This is a genomic window from Paenibacillus sp. FSL H3-0302 (assembly GCF_037982245.1).
GTDB classification, from domain to species: Bacteria; Bacillota; Bacilli; order Paenibacillales; family Paenibacillaceae; genus Paenibacillus_AQ; species Paenibacillus_AQ odorifer.
The window spans coordinates 2,757,881-2,784,082 of the sequence record NZ_CP150284.1 but is presented as its reverse complement, the minus strand read 5'-3'; the positions used below and the strand labels follow the sequence as shown (position 1 = coordinate 2,784,082).

The following is a 26,202-nucleotide window of genomic DNA, read 5'->3' as shown; positions in this document are numbered from 1 at the left end:
ATTCGTCCTCATGTGCGCTTCTATAAATACTTAAGAAACCGATATTTATTCTTCCTTCGCTTTGTTGTTCAAAGCCTCGTAGAGTACTGCTAAGTTACGCTCCAGCTTACTTAGTACCATCTTACCAGTAATCTCTGGGACCAAACCTGCTCTAACCGCAAAATCCACTTCTCTGGAGAAACCGTACATCTGGGTATCCAGCACTTCCTCATAGAGAGGGCAGTAGCGTGTTGCCAGATTCTCCATCTGCACTTCTATAAGTTGCTGAATTTTATCGGCATCTTCTTGTAGAAGATTGATTGCTTTAAGATTATACTGTTCCTGTAATTCCGATGAAGTCATGCCTCTATCCCCCCCATGTCCAAAAGTTAAGCTGCTTTTACTATTTTACTTAATATTAGACGAAATCCGGTATCAATACAACAATTCAGTTTATACTAACCATATATTTAAAAGAACCTGCTGCGTTATCCTATCAAGTTTCGTATCTACTTCTAGAAAAAACGCCCCACCGAAAACCGGTAGGACGTTTTTAGCACGACTATTACTCAGCAACAACTGTGAATTTCAAACCGTGTTTTGCAAACACTTCAGTCATTGCCTTCTTAGCTTCTTCAGCATCTGCCCCATGAACATGAAGCTCATAGCTTTGGCTGGATACCAAAGTAGTGAACAAACCAAGGATACTTTTAACATCAATGTACTTGTTGTCCGCTTGAAGAACGATTGAAGAGTTGAACTGGCCTGCCGTTTGGGCAATATCGACAATTGCCGCATTGTTACTGGACATAGAAATCCCTCCGCAACTTGATTATAAAACTTTAGTCTTTTGTTATCATTTCTTATGATACATTGAATCCGCTTACTTGTGCAAGGAGTTTTCTTGTTATTACATTTTATTTCAAGTTTTCAGGATTCAGACCTTCGAGTTCCGGCAACACAAAAATTCCATCCTTACGGATCAATACATCGTCAAAATAAATTTCACCGCCGCCATAATCGGGACGTTGGATCAACACAAGATCCCAGTGAATGGAGGAGCGGTTACCGTTATCTGTAACATCATATGCTTGTCCTGGCGTAAAGTGCAGGCTGCCTGCGATTTTTTCGTCAAAAAGAATATCATTCATCGGGTGAAGAATGTAAGGGTTAAAACCAATAGCGAATTCGCCAATATGACGCGCGCCGTCATCTGAATTCAAAATTTCGTTCAAACGAGCGGAGTCATTGCTGGTGGCTTCAACAATTTTTCCGTTTTCGAATTTGAATTTGATATTTTCAAAGGTCACTCCATTATATACTGACGGTGCATTATAGCTGATCGTTCCATTTACAGAATCGCGAACTGGGGCGCTGTAAACCTCGCCATCCGGAATATTTTTTTGCCCGGAGCATTTCTCTGCACCGATTCCTTTAATCGAGAACTTAAGATCTGTTCCAGCACTCAAAATATGTACCTTATCCGTTCTGCGCATGAGATCAGCTAAAGCATCCTGAGCCTTGTCCATCTTGGCGTAATCCAAATTACACACTTCGAAATAAAAGTCCTCAAACGCTTCAGTGCTAATATTCGCAAGCTGAGCCATGCTCGCATTCGGATAACGCAGTACTACCCACTTCGTATGCTTCACACGTTGTTCGCTATGCACTGGATGAGAGTACAACGAGTTATACAATTTCATATTTTCTTCAGGAACATCGGACAGGTCGTTCACATTCTCACCTGCACGAATCCCGATATAACAATCCATTTGCTTCATCCGGTTCAAGTCAATTTCAGCCCATGTCTGAAGACTCTCACGAGTTGCGTATTTAAGCATGCTGCGCAGGACTGTACGATCTGTTAATTGTACAAAAGCATGACCGCCGGCCTTGCCGATTTCCTCTACAACAGCTTTGATTAAATCTCTTTCATTGCCAATCATTTCGACGAGCACGTTCTCGCCTGGCTGGACATTTACGGAATAACCGACTAGGTTAGCTGCCAGCTTTTGAATTCTGGGATCTTTCATTGTGTATTCTTCCTTCCTCTGTCTAAAAAATAAGCAAGCTTTTCTATTGTAGCACGCCCTGTATGGAGCGCAAGACCTGTGGGATAATGTGAAAATCAACGAAAGCCTGAAAAATTCACCTGTGATACATAAGTTTCATTATCAGATTCATTCCCCGCTTCCGAATAGGTAACCTTACGATTTAAGGTGAGCTTTCTCGGCAGATTATGTTTTGTATCAACGGTTAAATGGTAGACAGTCTCAACATTAGCTTGTTTCAGCTTTTGCTGTAATTCATTATTTTTCTTCTCCCATAGCTCCACTAAAGCTTGCGTAACCGCCTGATCGTTCTTTGTTATTTTTCCAGCAGAATCTGGTGTTTCAGGTCGAAGGTCTTGCATCTCTTTTTCCAATTCAGCAGTCAGCTGCTTTCTGGCCTCAGCAGGCGTCAGCTCGATCCGCAGCACATTTGTCCCTCTGCCTGCACCCGCATCTTCAGTCACATTAGCCTCCATGGATTGCAGCTCCTCCAGCTGTTTCAACGGATTAAGCAAAGCAAGCGGATTTCCGTCCTCAGAGGAACCTTCAGTGGTCAACGCTACCCATTCCCCCTCTTTTTTCTCTAGCTGACTATGGAAAGCTTTCATAGAAGTGATGCTGCTTTTTAAATCTTTAGCGCTATTTGCTGATTTTTTTGTGGATGAGGATTTATCAGGAAGCAGTGTATACAGATTGACCTTCTTATGGTCCTGTACTGTGCCTTCGTAAAATATCATGGATTCCGGAACGGTCTTTCCACCCTTTGTAAGCATGGTTGACCCTTTAAAAGTAACCCCATCGCTGCCCGTTATACCCGCTAACACCAAACTTAGATCTTCCTTGGCTGGTTTGTCTCTAATAACACTGCAACCGCTGTTGAACACGCAGGACAAGGTAAAAATCATAAGAACTAACCCCTTCAGTAATAATGACTTTCTCACGGTCATCAGGCCTTTCTTGGAGTATTTTACTTTACAGCCCACTATAGGGTTCTCCCTTCCTGCGCGCCTTATACAGATGCAAATACGTTGCTGCTATCGGTTTTCATACATTGCTCTAAGCTCTAGCTTATGCGCGTTCGTCGCTTGCTTCTGAATGTCAGTACATACCACCTTCAGACTCACGAAGTTACCGCTGCCAGTCGCCACGCCGTTGTCTCTATAGGACACAGTTGACCTTAATTACAGTATTTTGCGGTATTTCGTATGCCAACGGACTCCAGCGCAGCTATTTACCCGAATTGTGCCCGATATGCCCCCATTACTAAGCAATAGTGTCTCTGGTGTCCGATAACATGCCCCAAAGGCAAAATACACGCCAATAGCGTCATCTGAGTCCGAAGGCCTCGCAGCATGATGAATACACCAGTCGAAGCAGCGAGCCAACTAACAAAACAATGACCAGCAACTCCTTATTACGGGAGAACCGCTGTTCAAATGCTAATGCGCGAATATGACCGTTGCAGTCGCCACGCCGTTATCTCTATCGGACACAGCTGACCCTTAACGCAGCATTTCCCGATATTTCCCATACCAACGGACTCCAGCGCAGCTATTGACCTTAAAAACGCACAAAATGAGTCTTTTTCCAAGCAATAGTGTCTCTGGTGTCCGAAAACATGCCCCAAAGGCAAAATACACGCCAATAGCGTCATCTGAGTCCGAATGCATCGCAGCGGCATATTTGATACACAGTCGAAGCAGCAAGCCATCTGCCAAAACAAAAAGCAGCGACTCTCCAATAACGGGAGAACCGCTGCTCTGCTATTTTTTTTACTTATGAGGCAATCCCTTCACACCGCTGCCATTCTCTTTAGTGTCAACGATCACTTGGTTACGCCCATTGTTCTTAGCTTTATACAGTGCCATATCTGCTCGATAGAACAGGGATTCGACGCTTACACGTTCGTCCATCCAGCTCCATTCCGCTATACCGCAGGACACTGTTACATTAGGTTCGGTCTCATTCATCACTCGCTTACGAATACGTTCAGCCACATTTACTGCCTGTTCTACTCCCATTAATGGTAAATAGACCGACAGTTCTTCTCCACCCCACCTCGCAGCAATATCCCCTTGACGGATGGAGGACTTCACAATTTCACTGACCTCTTTTAAGATCTTGTCGCCCTTTTGATGACCATAGGTATCATTCACCATCTTGAACTGATCGATATCCACAACAATTAAGCAACCGCAAAAATCTGTAGACTGCCGTTCCTTTATTTCTTCGTCCAGATAATGACGAGCATAAAGTCCAGTTAGGCTATCTCTGTTCGCTAGACGTCTAACTTCGGCATGCAGCCTTGCATTCCCTACAGCTAGTCCAATATGCCCCGCCATCGCCTGAAGCAATCTGTAATTGTCATAAGAGAAATAATGGGCATCGCGATGCGCCAACATGATGGCACCACGCACTTCACCACCTACACTTAAAGGTGTGGCAATCAGCGACTGCGACCCGGTAGCATTCATTAAACGAGAAGTAGTATTAGGATTATCTATGTAGTTAGACATGATTAATGATTCCCCAGTAGTATAGACCTTCCCGCCTAAACCTTGTCCTACTTCTAAAATTTCATTTTGCAAGGAGGAATGATTGCAAGCAATAACCTCTAGCCCGCCCTTTTCTTCGTTCATATGTAAAATACAGCAGTAGTCAGCGCCAAACATCTCAAGCAGCTCTTCAAACGCAAATTGAAAAATATCCCCTAAACGCAAGCTCTGATTCAGCCGTTGTGTAAGTTCGTTACTCATACGCAGCTCACGAATGAGCTGATTGGAGCGTTCATACAGCTTGGCATTCTCAAAAGCAGTACCTGCGGTATCCGCCACCATCGAGAGAAACCGTAAATCTACATCCATAAAGATCGAGTTATCCATCACCATGTGGAATACGCCATAAACCCCTTGCTTCCCGCCTAGCGGAAGACCAATCTCTACAATGTGTTGATCTTCAGTGTTGGTGTTCAGAGCAACACGGCCGTCTTTAAATGCTCTAGCGCAGACATCATCACTGGACATCTGAAACGGTAAAGGTTTGACCTGCGGATGAGTGCTGCGGTGATCTTGCGACATAAACAGCTCAAGCCTAGCACCAGGGTACATTGCAGAAATGCTATCTATAACCTCCGTAAGCACAGCGTTCACATCAATATTGTCATGCATCCGCTGAACGATCTGAAATAACAAGGAGCGGCGATTGCTCTCACGTTCAGCATGTTGATGAACACTCGCAAGATCAGTTACAAAAATATGTTCAAACTTATGATAGAATATGGTCCTGTACTGCAAAGATATAGCCTCAGCAGTATCTCGTCCACCCATTAAATATTGTTGTGTCGGCATAGCACAGCCCAGGAAGGCAAAAATTTCTTTGTCAACGCGAGTGATGAGCGGTATAGTAAAAAAGCTCATATCCTGACCCTGCACCGTAAGTTGAACAGATGAGGTTGCGCCAGAAAGTAAACTAGCTGCAGCCGCTTGCTCCCATTGGTGCCTCCATCGTTCTTGCTGATCGGCAATATTAGCAAAATATCTGCCTTCAAAATTCAGCACACACCAATCCCATGATTTAGCGAATGGTAGAGCCTCTAGCCCATCGATCCATTCCTCGAAGCTGTCTGCAATCAGATTGGCCAAATATGGGAAGTCATGGGACACTATTTCCGTTTCCCTAAGCCAGGCGGTGGGATCTTCGGAATCTCTACTAGTGTGCAATTTGTCCTGTATCAGCATACGACTGTCTTGAGAAGCGTATGCTTTCTGTTCTGACATAACGAAGATCCCCTTTGCTTCTCATTTAAGAAAAAAAACCTTCCCAATTAACATCTAATTAACTATATTTTACTCCCTTTCTTTGTGTATTGCATTATATTTTCCTTATTTCCGGGATTTTTTTTAGGACCAAAGAACTAACGACAAAGAATGACAAAAACTCTTTTAATATGCGCTTGACTTTATATGCTACTTTCATATAATATTTATTGTTGAACAAGACTGTAACAAGTCTTACTTGGGCGTAACGTTGTGTCACCCTCACGCATTTCGTTACTGCCAGGGCAGCGGCTGAACTTCCCTGGTAGTGTGGAAGCCATTAATGCTAATCACGGATACGAAATGCGGCGCAAATAGAGCCCTAACCTGAAATTTCAAATATAAAGGAGTCTACTATAACATGGCACGTTACACCGGACCTAAATTCAAACTCAGCCGCCGTCTGGGCATTTCCCTTAGCGGTACAGGCAAAGACCTGAAACGCCCTTTCCCACCAGGACAACACGGCGCTAACCAACGCAGAAAAGTAAGTAACTACGGAATGCAGCTTTTGGAAAAACAAAAACTGCGTCACATGTACGGCTTGGGAGAGAAACAATTCCGTACTCTCTTCGCTAAAGCACAAAAACTTCCAGGTCTTGCGGGCGAAAACTTCATGTTCTTGCTTGAAAGCCGCTTGGACAACCTAGTTTACCGTCTTGGATTTGCTAACTCCCGTGCTGGAGCACGTCAGTTGGTATCCCACGGACACGTAACTGTAAACGGCAAAAAAGTCGACATCGCTTCTTACCGTGTAAGCTTGGGCGACGTTATCGGTCTTCGCGAGAAGAGCCAAGGCATGGCTTCCATTAAAGAAGCTCTTGCTAACCGTAACCACCTTCCAGCTTACCTGGAATATGCTGAAGGATCTTTCGAAGGTAAATATATTCGTTTGCCAGAACGTTCCGAGCTTTCCCAGGATATCGATGAGAAACAAATCGTCGAGTTCTACAACCGTTAATATCTCGCTTTTAGCGGGTATGACCGAAGCCTCCGGATTAATCCGGGGGCTTTTTGTTATGTCAATATCCTAAATTCCATGCCGTTTGTAAAAGGTTATGCTTCCGCAAATCATACCCTAAATTACTTTATTTATAATTTTTGCACAAAAGTCGAATCTTAAGTCCATGAGAATCAGGTAGAAGCGCATTCAAAAACGCCAATTTATGCTATAATAATTCCGTTAAAAGGAGGAATTATCGTCGATGGCTCAAGAGAACAAGAAAAAAAACGCTAAGAAGCCTTCACCCCGCAGATCCGCCCTAAGCAGGTTCGGTTCTGTAGTTAAGTGGATGTTTATTCTTGGAATAATAGGCGTTCTATTTGCCGGTGGTGCTGTAGCAGGTTATGTCGCTTCCATTGTGAAGGATGAACCTGTTCGCTCCGAAGAAATGATTCAGCAGCAGGTCAGTCAAAATGCGATCACCGGATTCGCTTATTTCCGAGACGGCGCACCGATCGGCCAGCTTCGGACAGAAGAAGACCGAAGGCTCATTGAATTCAACGATATCCCCCAGCTTATTATCGATGCAGTTCTCGCTATAGAGGACAATAATTTTAATGAGCATAATGGCGTGGATTTCAAAGGCACCTTGCGTGCCGTCAAACAAAAGCTTCTCAATGAATCCGTTCAGACCGGAGGCAGTACACTCACCCAGCAGCTCGCAAGACGTGTATTCCTGAATCTGGATCGGACAGAAGATCGCAAAGTAAAAGAAATTCTACTTTCTCTTAGATTGGAACGCTTCTTGACCAAACAAGAAATATTAACGGCTTATCTGAATAAGGTTCCTTTCGGCAATGGCTCGAATGGCTACAATGTATTCGGAATTAAAGCAGCAGCCAAAGGGATATTCGGTCTAGACGATCTGGACAAATTGAACGTGGCTCAAGCAGCTTATTTGGCTGGTCTTCCGCAGCTCCCTTCCACTTATTCTGCATTTAATGGCATAGGTGAATTCAACGAAAAAGCTTTCAATAGAGCTATGGACCGTCAACATCTTGTACTTCGTCGTATGCTTGAGGAGAATAAGATCACTACCTCTCAATATGATGAAGCCCTTCAATTTGATATCAAGAGTTCTCTGGCGCCGCACACCAAAAAAGCCTATGCTACCTATCCATACCTGATGATGGAGACTGAGCGTAAAGCATCCGAGATCCTTCTATCATTGAATGCAGAGAAAAATGGCACAACGGATGCCAATAGCACTACTGACAATGCCGTGTTACTTGAGGAAGCAAGACAGCAGCTCATGACCGGCGGTTATCGAGTCTACACAACCATTGATAAAAAAGTTTACAATGCAATGCATAGTGTCTCAGAAGACAGCAATAATTTTACTAAAGACAGCAAAACCAAAGGTATGGAACAAACGGCTGGCATGTTAATCGACAACAAAAGCGGAGCCATTCTCGGCATGATTGAGGGTCGCGACTTCAATATTGAGCAGATGAATTATGCTACCCAAATGATCCGTCAGCCCGGATCGACCATGAAGCCAATTTCAGCTTATTTACCAGCCTTAGATGCAGGGCTAATTCAGCCTGCCGGGATTGTGGATGATGCGCCAATTATTCTAAAAGACGGCGGAAAAGGATTCCACATTCCTAAGAATGCCAATAATCGCTATCAAGGTCTGGTCACTGCCCGTTACGCACTTAACAAATCGCTCAACTTGCCTGCGCTTAAGCTGTTTAATGAAAAGGTCGGAATAGAGAAATCTTGGGCCTTTACTAAAAAGCTGGGGATCACCACCCTCACAGATGATGATTACAGCGCGCAGACTGGGGTTATAGGTGGTCTCAAATACGGAGTATCCGTAGAAGAGTTAACCAATGCCTATTCCGCTATCGGCAACCAAGGTGCCTTTAATGATGCCTACATGATTGAGAAAATTGTCAATTCAGAGGGCAAAATTATCTATCAGCACAAGGTTAATCCTGAGCAAGTATTCTCTAAGCAAACAGCTTACCTAATGACAGATATGCTGCGAACTGTAATTACAGAGGGTACAGCCAGCACCGTAAAAAGAGAATATAAACACTCTAAAGAAATTCCGATTGTCGGTAAGACTGGATCTACCCAGAATTATGGAGACGTATGGTTTATGGGCTACACTCCTGATGTCACACTGGGAATGTGGGTCGGCTACAAAGAGCAAATCAACACCCTTACGGGAGATACACAAAAACGTCAAGCCCAAACATTATGGGCAAAAGTGTTGAATGCTGTCATTGATAAGCAGCCGGAACTATTCGTCACAGACAAATTTGCACAACCTGAGGGAATTATCAAAAAGACAGTTTCCGCATATAGCGGCAAACTGCCAACATCTCTGACTGATAAATTCACAACGGATATATTTAATACAAAATATGTGCCAAAAGAGAGCGACGACGGGATTTCCAAAGCCAAGTATATTACTTACAAAGGCGTCAATTATATCCCGTTGGAAGGCACTCCAGAGGAGTTCCTAAAGGAAAAAATCGTCGTTAAACGCGAGAAGCCGATACAGGAACTAGTCAAAGAACTCCTGGCTGCCTTCCCTAAGATGAAGGATCATAAATCACTGGAGTATTATATGCCAGCCGATGCCAAGACGGATTTCCCAACAGAAGTTGATCCACGTGTGGACGATGGGGCTTCCCCTGCTGCTCCCGGAAATGTTAACGTCTCTTATAGCACTGGTAAAGCGGTCATCAGCTTCTCCGCTAGCAGCTCGGCAGATGTTGTGGGATACCGCTTATATCGTTCATTAAACGGAGGTTCTTTCCAGAAGCAATCTATACTCATGGCAGATGAGAACAAGGTATTCACACCGGGTACACCTGCAAGTGCTAATGCAACCTTTTATGTAACCGCCGTGGATGTTGCAGGTAATGAGACGGCTTCTGGCAGCGTTGCTGGAGGGATTACACCAACACCCGAAGCAACTCCTACACCTGATCAACAACCTGGTACAGAGGCGCCTACAGAGCCTGAGACGACACCAGGAGACGTTATTGAGGATCCAGGTAACATTCTCCCGCTACTACCGACGGAAACACCAGCCGGCGGAGGTAACAGTACTGGAGGCAGTAATAATACCACAGCAGGTAATAATGCAGGGACACGTTAACCCAAAGATCATTAAATAATTTTACACAGCAAAACACCGTTCCCATGAATTCATCGGGGAACGGTGTTTTTTTACAATTCATTCTAATCCTCAATCGTGGATAGATCTCCTGTCGGTAGATGCAGCTCCCATGCCTTCAGTACACGCCGCATGATTTTACCTGATCGTGTCTTCGGAAGTTTATCCTTAAACTCGATTTCCCGCGGGGCAGCATGTGCAGACAGACCCGCTTTGACAAAAGCGGCGATCTCCTCTTTCAAGGCAGCAGTTGGAGTATAACCTTCTCTAAGCGAGATAAAAGCCTTAATAATCTCCCCCCGCACAAGATCCGGTTTGCCGATTACACCCGCTTCTGCCACTGCCGGATGCTCCACTAATTTGCTCTCCACTTCAAATGGACCAATACGCTCACCAGAAGAGTTGATGACATCATCAATTCGTCCCTGAAACCAGAAGTATCCTTCGTCATCCATATAAGCTGAATCGCCAGAAATGTACCAGCCAGGAATCCGGAAATATTCCTCATACTTCGTCTGATTGTTCCAGATCGTTTTCATCATGGATGGCCACGGAGTTTTTATCGCAAGATTCCCCATAGAAAAAGGCGGGAGAACATTTCCCCGGTCATCCAGAATCGCTGCTTCAATCCCCGGTAACGGACGGCCCATCGAGCCTGGTTTGATATCCATTGACGGATAATTACAAATCAATTGTGCCCCTGTTTCAGTCATCCACCAAGTATCATGAATACGCTGATTGTAAAATTTATCTCCCCAACGTACTACTTCCGGATTTAACGGTTCACCAACCGATAGAACATGGCGCAAACTGCTTAAATCAATCCCCTGTAAAGAGTGCTCCCCTGCACCCATCAACATACGAAAAGCTGTAGGTGCGCTGTACCATACAGATACCTTATTCCGTTCGATTGTCTTATACCAATCCTGAGGACTAAAGCGGCCGCCTCTGACTACATTGGTCACCCCGTTTAACCAAGGGGCAAATATGCCGTATGAAGTTCCGGTCACCCAGCCAGGATCTGCCGTACACCAGTATATATCGTCTTGACGTAGATCTAGCACTACTCTACCTGTATAATAATGTTGAATCATTGCTCTATGCACATGATAAACGCCTTTTGGCTTACCTGTAGAACCAGAAGTATAATGCATAATAAGGCCATCGTCCAAATCAAGCCATTCTAAATTAAGATCAGCAGAAACGTTAGCCATCTCTTCTGCGAATCCTAAGTTTCCTTGCTCAATATCAGTTGCTCCACCTACTAGAAAAATATGACGCAGCTCAGGAAGCTCTTCTCGCTTGACCCGATGCAGCAATTCAGGCGTAGTTACCAGCGCAACAGCCCCACTATCCTCCAAACGATCCTTAACTGCTGTTTCCATAAAGGCTTCAAATAAGGGTCCTGCTATGGCTCCGATTTTGAGAATACCTAGCAGACTGAAATACAGTTCCGGTTGGCGAGGCATAAAAATAAATACCCTATCTCCTTTACCGATGCCATATTTACGCAATACATTTCCGAACCGGTTCGACCGCTCCTGCAGATCGGCAAATGTATAGGATTCTTCCCGTACAGTGTCACTGTAGAGTAGGGCCGTTGCCGCTCCCCGCCCTTCATCCACATGGCGATCAACGGCTTCATAGGCCATATTAACCTTGCCGGTTTCATACCATGAGAAATTACGTTCAACATCCTCCCACTCAAAATTGGCTACTGCCTCCGCATAATCAGACATATTGGAGCTCTGCACACGACCCGGCAAAATTTCGCTATGGACTTGACCCATCACTCTTGCCTCCCTCACTCGTTTGATTTAAGCTTTAAGGGTAAGACTCATGTTTTAAATAATGATGTCAATGCAATGAATGTGAATTTTTTATGTCTGAATTAGTATACCATAGCAAGCGTTTACATACCATTTTTTTGATCTGAAAGGAGCACTGTCATGGAGCATCGCAAAATCCCTATTTCCCATACTCTCTGCTATATGGGTAGAACGATAACTGTGAGCGGACCCCGATCTCCCGAGGACCTTGAAGTCCTGCATATGCATCAGGACCTTGATGCTTTCCGCAGGCCCTTAGAGCAGCAAGAGGCGCTCGTAGAGATCGCCAGCTTGCCAGAGGGCCGTGTAATTACCGCAGTAGAGAATGACGTTATAGTAGGCTATGTGACCTTCCATTATCCAGATGAAATGGAGTTATGGTCACAGGGTGGTATGGAGGATCTTATTGAGCTTGGAGCGATAGAGGTGAGTAATGATTATAGAGGGGCCGGACTAGGCCGGCTGCTGGTTTCTACTGCTTTTGAGCGGGAGCAATTGGAGAATTGTATTGTTTTTACAACAGAGTATTACTGGCACTGGGATTTAAAAGGCAGTGGGCTGGACGTATGGGCCTATCGCCAGATGATGGAACGGCTGATGAAGACGGTTAATATGGTTTGGTATGCTACGGATGATCCAGAAATTTGTTCACATCCCGCTAACTGCCTAATGGTTCGCATTGGACAAGAGGTGCCCATGTCCTCCCAGGAGACCTTTGACAGAGTACGTTTTAGACAACGCTTTATGTATTGATCATTAAATATGCTGCAGCATAAATTCTAATATGGAATGCGAGCGTTGTGAGGATTGTTCTGTAAATTCCCTGAAATTCACCTCAGCTGATCCATCAGACTTATCTGACATGGAGCGAATGATGACAAAGGGTGTGGCGTTCATATGACAGACTTGGGCAACCGCCGCCCCTTCCATTTCCACACAAGCTCCATCCATTTGCTCTCTTAATTCAGCTACAATCTCCGCATTAGAAATGAATTGATCACCAGATAACACCTTGCCTATCAAGTACTTTTGACCTAGCTCATTGCATGCCTTCTCAGCAAGCTGTACTAGCGCAGGGTCTGCCTGAAAGACGGAAGTCTCCTGATAAGGAATTTCGCCTCTTGCGAATCCAAGCCCCGTAGCATCCATGTCATGTTGTACACATGTAGACGATATAACAATATCTCCAATATTCAATTCAGGATGTACTGCTCCAGCAACCCCCGTAAACAACACACGGGATACGCCAAAATTATCAATTAGAATCTGAGTCGTAACTGCTGCATTTACTTTACCCACGCCAGATTTACAGAGCACTACGGATTTGCCTAATATGTTTCCTAAGTAATATTGTATACCTGCTTTAACTTTTGTCCGCTTGTCCTCCATACCCTCTAGAAGCAGCTTGATTTCTTCATCCATCGCTCCGATTAATCCGATGATTTCACTCACAGTAAATACCTCCTTTGATGATTTATTTAGTAAATAAAAACATAAAAAGCTCCATAAGGAGCTTTTTACGGAATAATTGTTCAGTTCTTAAATTACTTATTCAGATGATTAACCGACAAGCGGAGAATCGTTTCATGAGGCAGGATAACCCGCGGATTCTCAACGGTTTCTTTCTTCATAAGCTTGGTCAAAAGTCTCATCGCAACTGCGCCCAAATCGTACATAGGCTGAGCTACGGTTGTCAGCAAAGGACGAACCATCGAAGCCATACGAATATTATCCACACTAATGATGGAGAAATCATCCGGTACCTTCAGACCTTCATCTTGAATACTGTGAATGGCACCAATAGCCATTTCATCCGTTGCCGCAAAAATAGCGGTTGGTTTCTTCTTGAGTCCAAGGAAATACTTCATTGCTTCTACACCAGATTCATAGCGGTAGTTACCGATGCGTACCAAATCCTCTTGGTACTCGATTCCTGCCTGTTCCAATGCTTTCTTGTAACCATGGAAACGTGCATATCCATTTGCAGGATCCTGCAGTGTGCCACTGATCATAGCGATCTCACGATGACCGTGACGAATCAATGTGTTCACAGCATCAAAAGCAGCGGTTTCATGATCGATGTCAACGGAAGGATAAGTTCCCTTCTCATCCCGTGTAGCACATAGAACAATCGGAACTGCAGAAGTCTGGAAAGCTTGAATATGTTCGTCAGTTACTGTACCCCCCATGAAGAGCAGACCATCGACCTGTTTCTCCAAAAGGGTATTAATGACACGAATTTCTTTCTCTTTACGCTTATCCGCGTTACACAATATGATATTGTAATGATACATGTTCGCGATATCTTCAATCCCGCGTGCAATTTCTGCAAAAATCGAGTTTGAAATATCAGGGATGACAACCCCAACGGTTGTCGTTTTCTTACTGGCAAGACCTCTTGCCACGGCATTGGGACGATATCCCAAACGTTCAATCGCTTCAAAAACTTTCTTCCGGGTCTGCGGTTTCACGTTAGGGTTATTATTCACAACCCGTGATACCGTAGCCATAGATACGCCTGCTTCTCGAGCTACATCGTAAATGGTTACCGTCAAATTACTCTCTCCATTGCGATAAATTTTATCGTTCGACTAATTAAAAATATGATACGACACTTTGTACATTTGTGCAATGATAACGCTTCATTTTCCTTTCAAAATTTCTTTCAAGGCTGAAAACGTCACCCTGGATTAAAATTGTGACCAGTGCTGGTTAACCTGTCCAAGAGCATCAATAATGTAACTTCTATCTATCGTAACAAAAAGTGAGTGAAAAATCCAACATTCCGTGAAAAATTTTCATTATTTTCACACAATTTTTTTATAATCTTCATTTTCAGCCATTTGGAAGGTTAATTGAGACAATCTTCGACTAGTTTCTTCCATCCAATGCTGGTCTGACAGCTTCTCAGCTAAACGATAGATATCGAGAAGCATATCGACTCGACTCTGAATCCTCTCTCGGATTATTGTCTCTAGTTCTGATATTCCCCCTATTATAGTTTCTGACAAGGATTCTTTTAATACACTGGCCAATTCATTTCTCTCCGTAAACAAAAAATCTTTTCCCGGATCCTCTCCACTGAGTTCTTTTACTAATTTGCCTAGATCTGCTTTAATAAACTGCAAAGGTTCATAACTAGCGCATTCTGGGCAGGTATAGACAGGAACATGGGTAATCTTCATCTTCGTATTAAAAATCAAAGAATGCATATGTAAGTTCATGAGGCCACCACAACTGCACAACTTCTCCATCAAATTATCTTTATACATCTTCTACACCTCTTGCACAAAATTAATAAAGCACAAAGTTTGACTTTTTCAACTTCTATATTCGACTCCACTCGATTAAAACCCTCCTTTATTGCATATAATGATTAAATTGGCAATTTGTCTATAATTTGCATCCCTAAAGATGACTTCATATTTTAAATTTGATAGAATAATGAAAGAATCATGGGAATCGAAAGGAGCTTAACTAAATGAGACTAGCTGGTAAAAAGGTCATAGCACTCGTAGACGATGAATTTGAAGATTTGGAGCTCTGGTATCCCGTGTATCGGGTGAGAGAAGAAGGTGCTGAGGTTCATTTGGCAGGTCTGGAAAAAGATAAGACGTACATCGGTAAATATGGCGTACCTGCTAAAGCAGAATACTCCTGGGACGAGCTTAATGCCGCAGATTATGATGGGATTTTGGTTCCAGGCGGCTGGGCTCCTGATAAAATCCGTAGATACAGTGCCGTTCTAAAGCTCGTACAGGATTTTAATGCGGCTAAAAAACCGATTGGGCAGATCTGCCATGCAGGCTGGGTATTAATTTCCGCTAAAATTCTGGAAGGTGTAACCGTCACCTCCACGCCAGGCATCCGTGATGACATGGAGAATGCCGGAGCCATCTGGAAGGATGAAGCTGTGGTTACGGATGGACATATCATTTCTGCTCGCCGCCCGCCAGATCTTCCGCCATACGGGAAAGCCTTTTGCGATGCACTCGCTGGGGAATAAAACAGTAGGTATATAGTTTAAAATCAAACAAGCCCTGTTTCTCACAATTTGAGGAACAGGGCTTTTGATTTGAGGTGTTTAAAATCCAGATGGTTATCTAATCCGCATGCTTACTTTTTCCATGATCAGGTTTGGATAATCGTTAAATTTGAAGGTCAGCGGTTGAGGCAGCTTTTCTTTGCCTACGTTGAGAAAATAAGTTATTGTAGTTCCCTTAGCGTCCTCACGGTATTCTCTATATCTAGAATAACCCTCAGAATCATGTACAAGCCAATGTCCGCTTCCAGCGCTATCCACAAAATTATCGTCTATCCCAAAACCGGTTGCTTCATGCAACTCCTCAACTTTTTTGGGAATCAATAAATCCAATAATATAATCCCCTTCTTCTCATCCGCGGTCCGTTTAGAAATTGTGAGATAGCTATCCGGTGCCTTTAAAATCTGCTGTGTTTCCGTGTTAATCACTAGCTCGACCTCTGACTGATCTAGAGCAGAGATTCCCTCAACTTCAAGTTTGATTGGATCATCAGGTCTCATATTGTCATTGTGGTAAATATTCGAACCACTTGCCCACATTAGTTCCTCTTGATGATCCCCTTTTCCGAGGACAAGCTTAGGTGAAAGCAAACTGAAAATCCTCATTGTATTCTCTCTGCCAAAGGTTTGTCGCATATAAATACCCGTAGGCCCAATATAAACCTGGTCCATTATAATTTTCTGTCCGACGATAGACAGACTATCCTTCAGATCAACGAGTTCTCCTTCAAAATAATTGTTATCAGCTTCCAGTGGAATTTTGACATCCATTTCTTTTATATCCTTGTTATTAAAAACTTGACCAAGAGCATCTGGAAAAAGCGATAGTGTGATATTCAACTCCTCTGGTATCTCATCCTGATATTTATCCCAGACGATTTGCTCATACATACGAGTCGTCCCAGGGGACCCAACCTCTTGTGCATTAGAAGTGCTAAACCCGCTGTATCCACTAAGGTGGTATTTATCCTCTGGAGTCTTTTTCAAAGACAAGCCAAAAAGCCGCATCTTCTGATCCGTATTGTTCTGGATTGTATAAAGCACAGCAATGCCTCTTCGGTCTGCAATGATTCCATTAACAGTCCATGTTATCCCGTCCACCTCAGGAGAAGAGATATTTACCTCCTTCATCATCCCCGCATCAAGTGCTGATTTAATCGTCAGATTATTAGCAATAACGGGTCTAAACACTTCAAGCTGACCCCAGCTTTTTGGAGGTAATTGCGCACGTACGGGATTTATCATCTGATTTGCCCAAGGCACAATTATAAGTAAGGCGAATGCCAAGACTACCAATACAACAACAGCGTACTTTTTTCTAAAAGACAAACGTGAACGGTTCCCTTGCTGCATCCCCTTGCGGATCGCGGTGTCCAGTTTTACATCCAGAATTTCTTCTGCCTCCGCATCGATTTTCTGAAAATAATCTTTAAGCAGCTTCTCTTCAGACTCAGCCATAAAATAGCTCCCCCTTCCGCTTCATTTTGTCACGCAGTTGTTTTAATCCTTTATTCAGCCATGTCTTCACTGTGCCCTCGGGTTTATCCAGCACCTCTGCAATCTCGGCAAGGGTCATATCCTTGTAATATTTGAGCACCAGCACTTGGCGATATTTGGGTTTCACTCCATCCAGCGCTTGTTCCATGTCCAGTCTGCGGTCACTTTTCATCTCCATGATCCCCTCATCACTTCGAGCAGCTTCTGCGACTGTATTCCTCTTTCGGCGCTTCAGCTCATCATTACAGCAATTAATCAAAATACGTGTTAACCAAGGAGCGAAACGCTCCGCATCTTTTAAGCTTTTTCGTTTAATCCATGCACGGCAGGTGGCCTCCTGCAAAACCTCCAGCGAATCCGCTTCATTTCGCAAATAGCTGTAAGCAATGCTATAAAGTTTTCTTTTCTGTCCAGCCACTTGCTCATAAAACAGCTCTTCGTCCGTAGCAGCCATTTCCATTTCGTCATTTATAATGTGATCCATTTTCGGCCCGCCTCCCCCCTTGCCTTTATTCTTAAATCGGTTCTGTGTAACTCTCTCTATGTATTGACTGCGCCGCAGGGCAAACGGTTTTGTTTTTTTAAAAAGTATGGCTTAAATGAAGAAAAAGGCTCGGCAAGAATGCCGAACCTTGATATGAATTGAATAAAAGTTACAGTAATTTTAGGATGAGGCTTTCTCCTGTAGTTCCCCGCTTGATCCAAGTGTAAGACCACTTTTTTGGGCAAACGCAGTTAACATTTCTTCCGTCTCTGAGCTTGTACGATGGTGGAAACACGCTTTGGCGATTCTTTTAGCATCCTTGGCCAGTGTGTTCAGTGTGCGGTGTTTAACCTTCAGCAGCGCCTGCGGCGACATGCTGAGTTCTCTAATTCCAAGCTCCAGCCAAAGAGGCAAAGAACGCTCATCCGCCGCCATTTCACCACATACACTGATATCAATCTTGGCATTACGTGCCGCTTCTACCGTCATACGGATCATTCGCAGAACCGCTGGATGGTACGGATGATACATATGAGCAATTTGTTCATTCATACGGTCTACCGCTAACACATATTGAACCAAATCATTAGTACCGATACTGAAAAAGTCAACTTCCTCAGCCAGTAAATCAGCAATCATAACCGCCGCCGGAACTTCAATCATAATACCCACAGGAAGATTCCGGTTAAAAGGGATATCTCGTTGCTCCAGCTCAGCTTTCACTTCTTCTAAAACAACTTTTGCCGCCTGCACTTCCTCTACGGAAGAAATCATTGGAAACATTAACTTTACATTCCCGTATGCACTTGCCCGCAAAATGGCACTTAGCTGGGTTTTGAACATATCTAATCGGTCCAAGCTGATGCGAATCGCCCGGTAACCAAGGAAAGGATTCTGCTCTTCAGGCAGCTGGATATAATCCAACTGCTTGTCCCCGCCAATATCCAGCGTACGAATCACTACAGTGTTATTGCCCACCTTCTCGACAACCTGTTTATACACTTCAAATTGTTCATCCTCAGTTGGAAAAGATCTGCGGTCCATATAAAGAAACTCCGTGCGGAACAGACCTACGCCTTCAGCTCCATACTTAAGCGCTATGTTGAGTTCTTTAACTGAACTGATATTGCCGGCAAGTCGCAGGTTCACACCATCCTTGGTAACAGCCTCCACGGTGGCGAGCAGTTCCAGTTGCTCTTTCTTTTTATGCTGTTTATCCCGAATCGCTACGTATTCATTTATCGTAAGTTCATCTGGATGGATTTGTACAGATCCGGTATCGCCGTCGATCACAAGCATATCCCCGGTCTGAATAGGATTAGACAGATTATTCTCCAAGCCTGCTACAAGAGGAATGCCTAGCGCACGAGCCATAATGGAGGAATGTGAGGTTTTACCGCCCATCATAGTGACAATACCTAGAACATAAGTTGGATTCAAGTGAGCTAGCTGGGAAGGAGACAACTCCTTCGCAACAAGAATATATGGCTGTGTATCCGATGGTAACGTAACCTCTGGAGCGCCTAAAAGATGTTTTAAAAGACGGTTTCCGACATCCTTGATATCCACCGCCCGCTCCTTCATGTACTCATCGTCTAGCAGATCAAACATCGCTACAAAATGATCAATCGCTTCTTTCACAGCTACTTCTGCCGCCTTGTACTGGCGCTCAATGATCCCGCGGATTTCACTCATGAACACAGGATCATCTAAGATCGCCAGATGAGCATCAAAAATACTCGATTCCTCCGGACCCACCACTTCTCTGAACTCTTTTTTGATGAATTCAATCTCGTCCTTAGAGGTACGGATACCTTCGTATAAACGCTCAAACTCCTTAGCTAGATCCACTGGGTTCACTTGTGTATCCGGTAAGCTCCATTCCCAGTTCGGCAAGACAAAGGCCTTCCCGATAGCTACACCTGCTGCTGCGCCTATGCCTTGTATCATCCTTCAATCCCTCCAACGTTACTTTCGTGTAAGACTACGGACATTACTGATGATTGCCCCTTTTTAACATTTTTAAATGGAGCATAGCTCCATGATTTGACTCGATCAGGATTCGTGATCACCATCGGTGTAGCCAATGAGGCCGCATGTTCACGCAAATAAGCGAGGTCGAATTTAACAAGCAATTGACCCGGCTCCACGCTGTCGCCTTCTTTTACAACCGCCTCAAAGGGTCCCTTGAGCTGTGAAGTGTCGATCCCTATATGCATGAGTACTTCCAACCCTTCCGGCGTCGAAATACCCACGGCATGCATTGTAGGATAGACGTGCATAACTTTCCCGAATACGGGTGAAGTAAGTTCCCCTTTTTCCGGCAAAAATGCAACACCATCCCCCACTAGCTTAGCTGCAAAAATGTGATCAGGCACTTCCTCAATGGGCATCATTCTACCCTGCATTGGCGAACTGAACAGCACCTGCGGTAAATCACGAAGCATAAGCTTATTAATCTCCTCGCGGATCAGTTCTGAATACGTGCCAAATACTACCTGGACATTTCCGCCGCCTAGCTTGATAATCCCAGCAGAACCTAAACCTTTAAGCGCTCCAGTATCTATATATCGGTCATTATGAACGGTAAGCCGCAGACGGGTGATACAGGACTGCACTTGTACAATATTCTCCTTGCCTCCAAGCGCCTCTAAGATCAGCGGTGCCTGATAAGGGATATTGCCGGCCCAATCCCCAAGCTCTGAACCTTCTTCACGCCCCGGTGTCGGGATTTGAAAACGGCGAATCGCCCAGCGAAATAAATTATAGTATACAATCCCGTAGCCGATACCAATCGGAATCAGCAGCCAAGCCCTCTGTGACAAATGCATGTTCAAGAAGAAATCGATGGCTCCAGCCGAATAGGAGAACCCGTGATGGATTCCCAGCATGTAGGTCAGCACCATAGCGAGACCGGACATTACAGTATGTACCGCGAACAAATACGGAGAAGCAAATAAAAATGCAAATTCGATCTGCTCCGAAACCCCGGTCAGAAAACAAACCAACGCCGCCCGCACAAAAGTCTTTTTAATCTTGGGCTTCAAATCCTCGCGCGCTTCCTGAATAATTGCAAAAGCAATGGCAGGCAGCGCAAACATCATAATCGGAAACAACCCCGCCATAAAAATCCCCGCCGTAGGATCACCTGCAAAAAAACGCGGCAAATCCCCCTGAACCACAGCACTGCCATCAGGAGTCGTAAAATTCCCAAATTGAAACCAAAACACATTATTAAGAATATGATGTAGTCCAAAAGCGGTCAGAACCCTATATAGGACCCCATAGATAAAAACACCAAACCCGCCCGTCTGCAATATTCCCTGAAAAAGATTATCCAGCCCTATCTGCAGCAGCGGAGATATTCCTAACATTACCCATGCGAACCCGGCAGAAAACAAGCCCATGAACAGCAAAACAAAACGCGACCCTCCAAAAAACTGGATCGCCTCTGGAAGCTTAATATTTTTAAACCGGTTTTGCGCGACACCCGCAACGATCCCCAGCAAAATTCCGATTAGTGTTGCAGGTTGTACAAGCCCGTCTCCCATTTGGGTGACAATTCGGTCGTAAGTGAACATCCCAGCCAGCGCTGCAAGCCCCGCTGTTCCAGCTTGATTGGATAACCCCCAGGCTACACCTACAGCGAACAAATAAGGCATATAATAAAATATTGCCTGCCCCGCGTAAGTAGCCACTTCAGACACCGAAGAAAGTCCCCATGCAGACCAAGGTAAGCTGCCCAAACTCAGCAAAATGGCTGCCGCCGGCAGTACCATGGTAGGAAGCATTATGGCTCTGCCCAATTGCTGCAATGATCCGAGCCAATTCAAGGCTACCCTCTCCTTTCTTTCTATATTGAATGGTAAGCGCTGCGGGGATTTTTGTCAAAAGAAACTCATGAGATCTTCACGTTACATTTTTAAAACAAATATTCTCACATTCCACTAAACATTTATTCATTAGTATCCATAGAACGGCTGGTATTTACGTGAGGCTATCGATACTACAGAGTTAGAATCGAGTTTAAGTGTACTTTGTGCAACTATTTCGCATTTAGGTAGCTATTTCGGCGATTTAGTTGTATAAAGTGCAATTATTCTCTTGCGCAGCTATCGTATAGATGTCCCTAGCATACCTGGTCTGATCAGATCAGGTATGATTTGGTCTGATTTGGTCTGTTCTGTTCTGGTCTGGTCTGAACTGATCTGATCTCAGAGCATTCGCTTCATAACATCGAACTTTTCTCCTTTAACTAGCCCCAACACCCTAAACTCACAGTTAGGAATTCCACCTGAGTTTAAGTGTACTTTGTGCAACTATTCATATCGACGTTACTCTGAGCACCTTTTTAACTGCACTTCATACAACTATTTTTAGTGATTTTCCACTTAACCTAATCTTTGATGCGTTCTAAGTGTACAAAGTACAACTATTTCGCATTTAGGTAGCTATTTCGGCGATTTAGTTGTATAAAGTGCAATTATTCCCTTTCGCAGCTGTCCTATAGATGTCCCTAGCATACCTGGTCCGATCAGATCAGGTATGATTTGGTCTGATTTTATTTGGTCTGGTCTAGTCTGGTCTGAACTGATCTGATCTCAGAGCATTCGCTTCATAACATCGAACTTTTCTCCCCCATTAACTAGCTCCAACACCCTAAACTCACAGTTAGGAATTCCACCTGAGTTTAAGTGTACTTTGTGCAACTATTCATATCGACGTTACTCTGAGCACCTTTTTAACTGCACTTCATACAACTATTTTTAGTGATTTTCCACTTCATCTAATCTTTGATGCGTTCTAAGTGTACAAAGTGCAACTATTTCGCATTTAGATGGCTATTTCGGCGATTTAGTTGTATAAAGTGCAATTATTCCCTTGCGCAGCTATCCCATAGATGTCCCTAGCATACCTGATTGGATTGGATTTGATTTGATTTGATTTGGTCTGGTCTGGTCTGAACTGATCTCAGAGCATTCGCTTCATAACATCGAACTTTTCTCCCCCATTAACTAGCTCCAACACCCTAAACTCACAGTTTGGAATTCCACCTGAGTTTAAGTGTACTTTGTGCAACTATTCATATCGACGTTACTCTGAGCACCTTTTTAACTGCACTTCATACAACTATTTTTAGAGATTTTCCACTTAACCTAATCTTTGAGGTGTTTTAAGTGTACAAAGTACAACTATTTCCCATTTAGATAGCTATTTCGACGATTTAGTTGTATAAAGTGCAATTATTCCCTTGCGCAGCCTCTAAAGATCCTTACCACATTTGATCTGGTCTGAGAACCTTCACCTCATAATACCGAATTCTTTCTCCCTGATTAAACGGCTTCAACAACCCCTTCTCACTTAATGATTGCAGTAATCGACGCGCCGTACGGAAATTAATGCAGAAATGCATGGCCACATCCTTTGGACGAACCGGTCTACCGAGACGCCAAGCGAAACGCAGAACCTCTTTTTCCTCAGATAAAATAGTTACGCTAGCAGATTTACGAGCCAAGTAAGGCGCCAGCACCAGTTGCAACAGCATCCGGCAGACCTCGGGACGTTGCTGGATATCATCAAAAGAAAAATGAATCATCCTCCAGCCCATCCCAGTCAAAAAAGTATCCCGATTTACTGAATAGTTGAATTTCTCGCGGTCCATATCTTTCACATGGCTTTGATATCCATCACACTCGATCCCAAAGCTGCTGCCCGTCTGTGGAAGATAAGCAAAGTCCAGAAATTGTGATTTGCGATTCCAGTCATATACTTCGTATTCTGGATGCAAATCGTCTAGGGACTCAAACATAGGCCACCATACATTCTGCAAAAACAGCTTTTCCGCAAAATTATGTCCTCTAAGCAGCCTGCCTCTTCTTTCACCTGCTCTTGATTTCATATGCTGGTCGATAAACAAACCATGCGCTTCTTCAAACTCCATAACCTATAGCCTCCCCTACAAAATAAAAAAACGCCCTTCACCGCAAAAAGCGGTTTAAAGGACGTTCTTCGTCTAATCTTATTATAACTAGCTCAACAGGCATTTTACATTAGAAATCGCACCTTGCGTTACACAATACCACTTATTTTGGCTAAACTTCATCATCTAAGTTTGCATTAGCCACAGCATCATAAATTTAAACCTAGTTAGTTTATTCCACTTTTGCTCGTTCTCGCCAGTTTGCTCATTTCTCGCCAGCTAGTTCGTTCTCGCCAGTTTGCTCATTCTTCACCAGTTAGTTCGTTCATCACCAGCCCGTTCATTCTTCGCCAGCTAGTTCGTTCTTAACCAGTTAGTTCGTTCTTCGCCAGCTAGTTCGTTCTTAACCAGTTAGTTCGTTCTTCGCCAGCTTGCTCATTCTTCACCAGTTAGTTCGTTCTCGCCAGTTTGCTCATTCTTCGCCAGTTTGCTCGTTTTTCGTCAGTTTGCTCGTTCTTCGTCAGTTCTTTGTGACGTCCGTTGGTCAACGCTAACTATAATCACTACACATTTAACTCCGTGATCAGTTCAACAGTTTATATGACCGAACCTACTGCCGGCTACGCCCATGCATTGTGATCGCTTCTTCGACCTTGATGCAGCGGTCCATAATGGCGATCATACCGTGCTCAGCGGCGATTTCAGCGGCTTCCGCGCTAACTATACCCTGCTGGAGCCACAGCACACGTGCGCCAATGTCAGCTGCCTCCTGCGCGACCTTTGCGCAGTGTTCGCTTCGACGGAATACATTGACGATGTCCACTGGCTCTGGAATTTCTGCTAAAGTGTGATAACACTTTTCTCCCAGGATTTCTCCGTCCACCGTTGGGTTAACGGGAATGATCCGATATCCCCGGCTTTGCATGGCGCCCGCGACCATATAAGAGGTACGATCTGTTTTGTCTGATAAGCCAACAACAGCAATGTTACCTGCGGAAGCAAGAATATCTCCGATCTGCTCCCGACTTGGATTCTCAAAGCTCATAAGTAGTGCCCCTTTCCATAGTTACACTTAATGATCCTTGTTTAACTGTAGCTAGATACGCTAGCTCCCTTATTCCTATTGTACCCACTCCACATTCGCACCAAGCGCACGCAAGTGATCAAAATATTGCGGATAAGATTTTGCCACATGATGTGCATCCTTAATCAAAAGAGGTTTACGCGCACGCAAGCCTACTACGGATAGTGCCATAATTACGCGGTGATCATAATGCGCATTAATGGTGACTCCGCCTTCGACACCTTCGGGCATGCCGTGAACAATAATCTCATCGCGGCGTTCTTCTACCTTGGCTCCGGCACGGGTTAACTCTGCCAAGTAATCGGTAATGCGATCACATTCCTTATAGCGCAAATTCTCAACATTGTAGAATCGGGAGGTACCTTCTGCAAATACTGCAGCAGCCACCATGGCCAGTACCGCATCTGTTGCAGCATCTCCATCGAATTCAACAGCTTTTAGGATACCGTTCCCTTGGACATGTACTGTACCCTCTTCATGTGTAAGAGGAACTTCCATCATCCGCAGTACATCAACAATGGCTCTTTCACCTTGTTTACTTTGTTCTGCAAGACGGTGAATTTTCACATCCGACTTTGTAACGGCAGCCGCCGCAAGGATTGCCGCAGAGCCTGGGTAGTCACCTTGAACAGTATATGATTTAGCTGCATAAGCTTGACGACCTGGAACTTTAAAGGACATGTAATCATCCGCGGCGTGCACCACAATACCTGCCTGCTCCAACACTTCCAAGGTCTGGCCCACGACAACCTTCGATTTCAAATCATCGAGGACAATAATTTCACTATCTTCTTCAAGCAATGGTGTCAGAAACAGTAGAGCACTTAAGAACTGGGAGCTTACTGCACCAGAGACAGTAATTCTGCCTCCAACCGGTTTACCCCCACGGATCGTGATCGGCAGTTTCCCTTCATTATGCTCCACCTGAACACCTAGCTGTTCCAACGACACAATCAAGTCGTCATGCGGACGTTTGCCCAATGAGTCTGGATACGTATTTACAAAAGTAACCTCAGGACTTAACGCGGCCACAGCCATAAGAAAACGCAGCACTGCTCCGGCATTTCCTACATTAAGTTCTTTAACGTCTTTTGGGTGACGTCCGAAGCCTTGAATCACAATCTTTTCCTCATCTTCTGTAAGCACAGCACCCAAATCTGCTATGCAGCGGCGGATCGCGTCGCTATCCTCACTATGTGCAGGATGATAAATCGTACTTACTCCTTCAGACAATGCCGCTACCAGCAGATAACGTGTCGTATAGTTTTTGGAAGAGAGGGCTCCAAATTCTCCTTGCAGAGATGGCGTTGGCCTAACAATAACGTCCATAATATAAACTCTCCTTAGTAGATGTAGTGGGTA

20 protein-coding genes are annotated in these 26,202 nt (G+C 44.3%); 4 read left to right on the top strand and 16 right to left on the bottom strand.

Going from position 1 to position 26,202, the window contains the following annotated elements; translation table 11 throughout:
• Window positions 1-45: 45 nt before the first annotated feature.
• From MHH50_RS12230 to MHH50_RS12210, 5 genes are all read right to left on the bottom strand, one after another.
• Entirely contained in the window at window positions 46-342 is a 297-nt protein-coding gene (locus MHH50_RS12230; RefSeq protein WP_036686156.1) for a YlaN family protein, read from the bottom strand.
• A gap of 202 nt (window positions 343-544) precedes the next feature.
• The gene (locus MHH50_RS12225; RefSeq protein WP_036686154.1) at window positions 545-790 is read right to left on the bottom strand and encodes an HPr family phosphocarrier protein; all 246 of its coding nucleotides are present in this window, start codon (window positions 788-790) and stop codon (window positions 545-547) included.
• A gap of 106 nt (window positions 791-896) precedes the next feature.
• Window positions 897-2,012, bottom strand: coding sequence for an aminopeptidase (locus MHH50_RS12220; RefSeq protein WP_036686152.1), 1,116 nt, complete (start codon window positions 2,010-2,012; stop codon window positions 897-899).
• Window positions 2,013-2,107: 95 nt separating this feature from the next.
• Window positions 2,108-3,013, bottom strand: coding sequence for a hypothetical protein (locus tag MHH50_RS12215; protein ID WP_076129129.1), 906 nt, complete (start codon window positions 3,011-3,013; stop codon window positions 2,108-2,110).
• 789 nt (window positions 3,014-3,802) lie between these two features.
• Entirely contained in the window at window positions 3,803-5,806 is a 2,004-nt protein-coding gene (locus MHH50_RS12210; RefSeq protein ID WP_076219420.1) for a sensor domain-containing diguanylate cyclase, read from the bottom strand.
• Window positions 5,807-6,206: 400 nt separating this feature from the next.
• Between MHH50_RS12210 and rpsD the strand changes: the two genes are divergently transcribed.
• Both rpsD and MHH50_RS12200 read left to right on the top strand, forming a co-directional pair.
• Complete coding sequence (rpsD, locus tag MHH50_RS12205) at window positions 6,207-6,806, top strand: 30S ribosomal protein S4 (RefSeq protein ID WP_036686147.1); 600 nt, start codon at window positions 6,207-6,209, stop codon at window positions 6,804-6,806.
• Between the two features lie 244 nt (window positions 6,807-7,050).
• On the top strand, window positions 7,051-9,966 hold the full coding sequence (locus MHH50_RS12200; RefSeq protein ID WP_076308141.1) for a transglycosylase domain-containing protein: 2,916 nt from the start codon (window positions 7,051-7,053) through the stop codon (window positions 9,964-9,966).
• 83 nt (window positions 9,967-10,049) lie between these two features.
• Here MHH50_RS12200 and acsA read toward each other — a convergent pair whose 3' ends face one another.
• On the bottom strand, window positions 10,050-11,774 hold the full coding sequence (gene acsA / locus MHH50_RS12195) for an acetate--CoA ligase (protein ID WP_076129125.1): 1,725 nt from the start codon (window positions 11,772-11,774) through the stop codon (window positions 10,050-10,052).
• 159 nt (window positions 11,775-11,933) lie between these two features.
• Here acsA and MHH50_RS12190 point away from each other — a divergent pair, with 159 nt between their 5' ends.
• Complete coding sequence (locus MHH50_RS12190; protein WP_076305210.1) at window positions 11,934-12,566, top strand: GNAT family N-acetyltransferase; 633 nt, start codon at window positions 11,934-11,936, stop codon at window positions 12,564-12,566.
• A 3-nt stretch (window positions 12,567-12,569) separates the two neighbouring features.
• Here MHH50_RS12190 and MHH50_RS12185 read toward each other — a convergent pair whose 3' ends face one another.
• From MHH50_RS12185 to MHH50_RS12175, 3 genes are all read right to left on the bottom strand, one after another.
• Window positions 12,570-13,265 carry a 5'-methylthioadenosine/adenosylhomocysteine nucleosidase gene (locus MHH50_RS12185; RefSeq protein ID WP_340034379.1) on the bottom strand — a complete coding sequence of 232 codons (696 nt, stop codon included), beginning with the start codon at window positions 13,263-13,265 and terminating at the stop codon, window positions 12,570-12,572.
• A gap of 92 nt (window positions 13,266-13,357) precedes the next feature.
• Window positions 13,358-14,368, bottom strand: coding sequence for a catabolite control protein A (gene ccpA / locus MHH50_RS12180; protein WP_036686140.1), 1,011 nt, complete (start codon window positions 14,366-14,368; stop codon window positions 13,358-13,360).
• Between the two features lie 252 nt (window positions 14,369-14,620).
• Window positions 14,621-15,085, bottom strand: a complete 465-nt coding sequence (locus tag MHH50_RS12175) for a hypothetical protein (RefSeq protein WP_076279819.1) — start codon at window positions 15,083-15,085, stop codon at window positions 14,621-14,623.
• A 209-nt stretch (window positions 15,086-15,294) separates the two neighbouring features.
• On the opposite strand from MHH50_RS12175, the gene MHH50_RS12170 reads away from it, so the two are divergent.
• Window positions 15,295-15,819, top strand: coding sequence for a type 1 glutamine amidotransferase domain-containing protein (locus MHH50_RS12170; RefSeq protein ID WP_076189861.1), 525 nt, complete (start codon window positions 15,295-15,297; stop codon window positions 15,817-15,819).
• 93 nt (window positions 15,820-15,912) lie between these two features.
• Here MHH50_RS12170 and MHH50_RS12165 read toward each other — a convergent pair whose 3' ends face one another.
• The 7 genes from MHH50_RS12165 to aroA form a co-directional block, all read right to left on the bottom strand.
• Window positions 15,913-17,313, bottom strand: coding sequence for a DUF4179 domain-containing protein (locus MHH50_RS12165; protein WP_340034377.1), 1,401 nt, complete (start codon window positions 17,311-17,313; stop codon window positions 15,913-15,915).
• Window positions 17,306-17,836 (bottom strand): sigma-70 family RNA polymerase sigma factor, encoded by a 531-nt coding sequence (locus MHH50_RS12160; protein WP_094902125.1) that lies wholly within the window; start codon window positions 17,834-17,836, stop codon window positions 17,306-17,308. Before MHH50_RS12160 ends, MHH50_RS12165 begins: the two co-directional genes overlap by 8 nt.
• A 180-nt stretch (window positions 17,837-18,016) precedes the next feature.
• A complete protein-coding gene (gene ptsP, locus MHH50_RS12155; RefSeq protein ID WP_076136100.1) occupies window positions 18,017-19,786 on the bottom strand; it encodes a phosphoenolpyruvate--protein phosphotransferase in 1,770 nt (589 codons plus the stop codon).
• Window positions 19,783-21,669 (bottom strand): glucose PTS transporter subunit IIA, encoded by a 1,887-nt coding sequence (locus MHH50_RS12150; RefSeq protein ID WP_036686132.1) that lies wholly within the window; start codon window positions 21,667-21,669, stop codon window positions 19,783-19,785. Before MHH50_RS12150 ends, ptsP begins: the two co-directional genes overlap by 4 nt.
• 1,439 nt (window positions 21,670-23,108) lie before the next feature.
• The gene (locus tag MHH50_RS12145) at window positions 23,109-23,777 is read right to left on the bottom strand and encodes a hypothetical protein (protein ID WP_340034376.1); all 669 of its coding nucleotides are present in this window, start codon (window positions 23,775-23,777) and stop codon (window positions 23,109-23,111) included.
• 589 nt (window positions 23,778-24,366) lie between these two features.
• Window positions 24,367-24,801: a CoA-binding protein gene (locus MHH50_RS12140; RefSeq protein ID WP_076104783.1), complete on the bottom strand. Its 435-nt coding sequence runs from the start codon at window positions 24,799-24,801 to the stop codon at window positions 24,367-24,369.
• 75 nt (window positions 24,802-24,876) lie between these two features.
• A complete protein-coding gene (gene aroA, locus MHH50_RS12135; protein ID WP_076279824.1) occupies window positions 24,877-26,169 on the bottom strand; it encodes a 3-phosphoshikimate 1-carboxyvinyltransferase in 1,293 nt (430 codons plus the stop codon).
• Window positions 26,170-26,202: the final 33 nt, after the last annotated feature.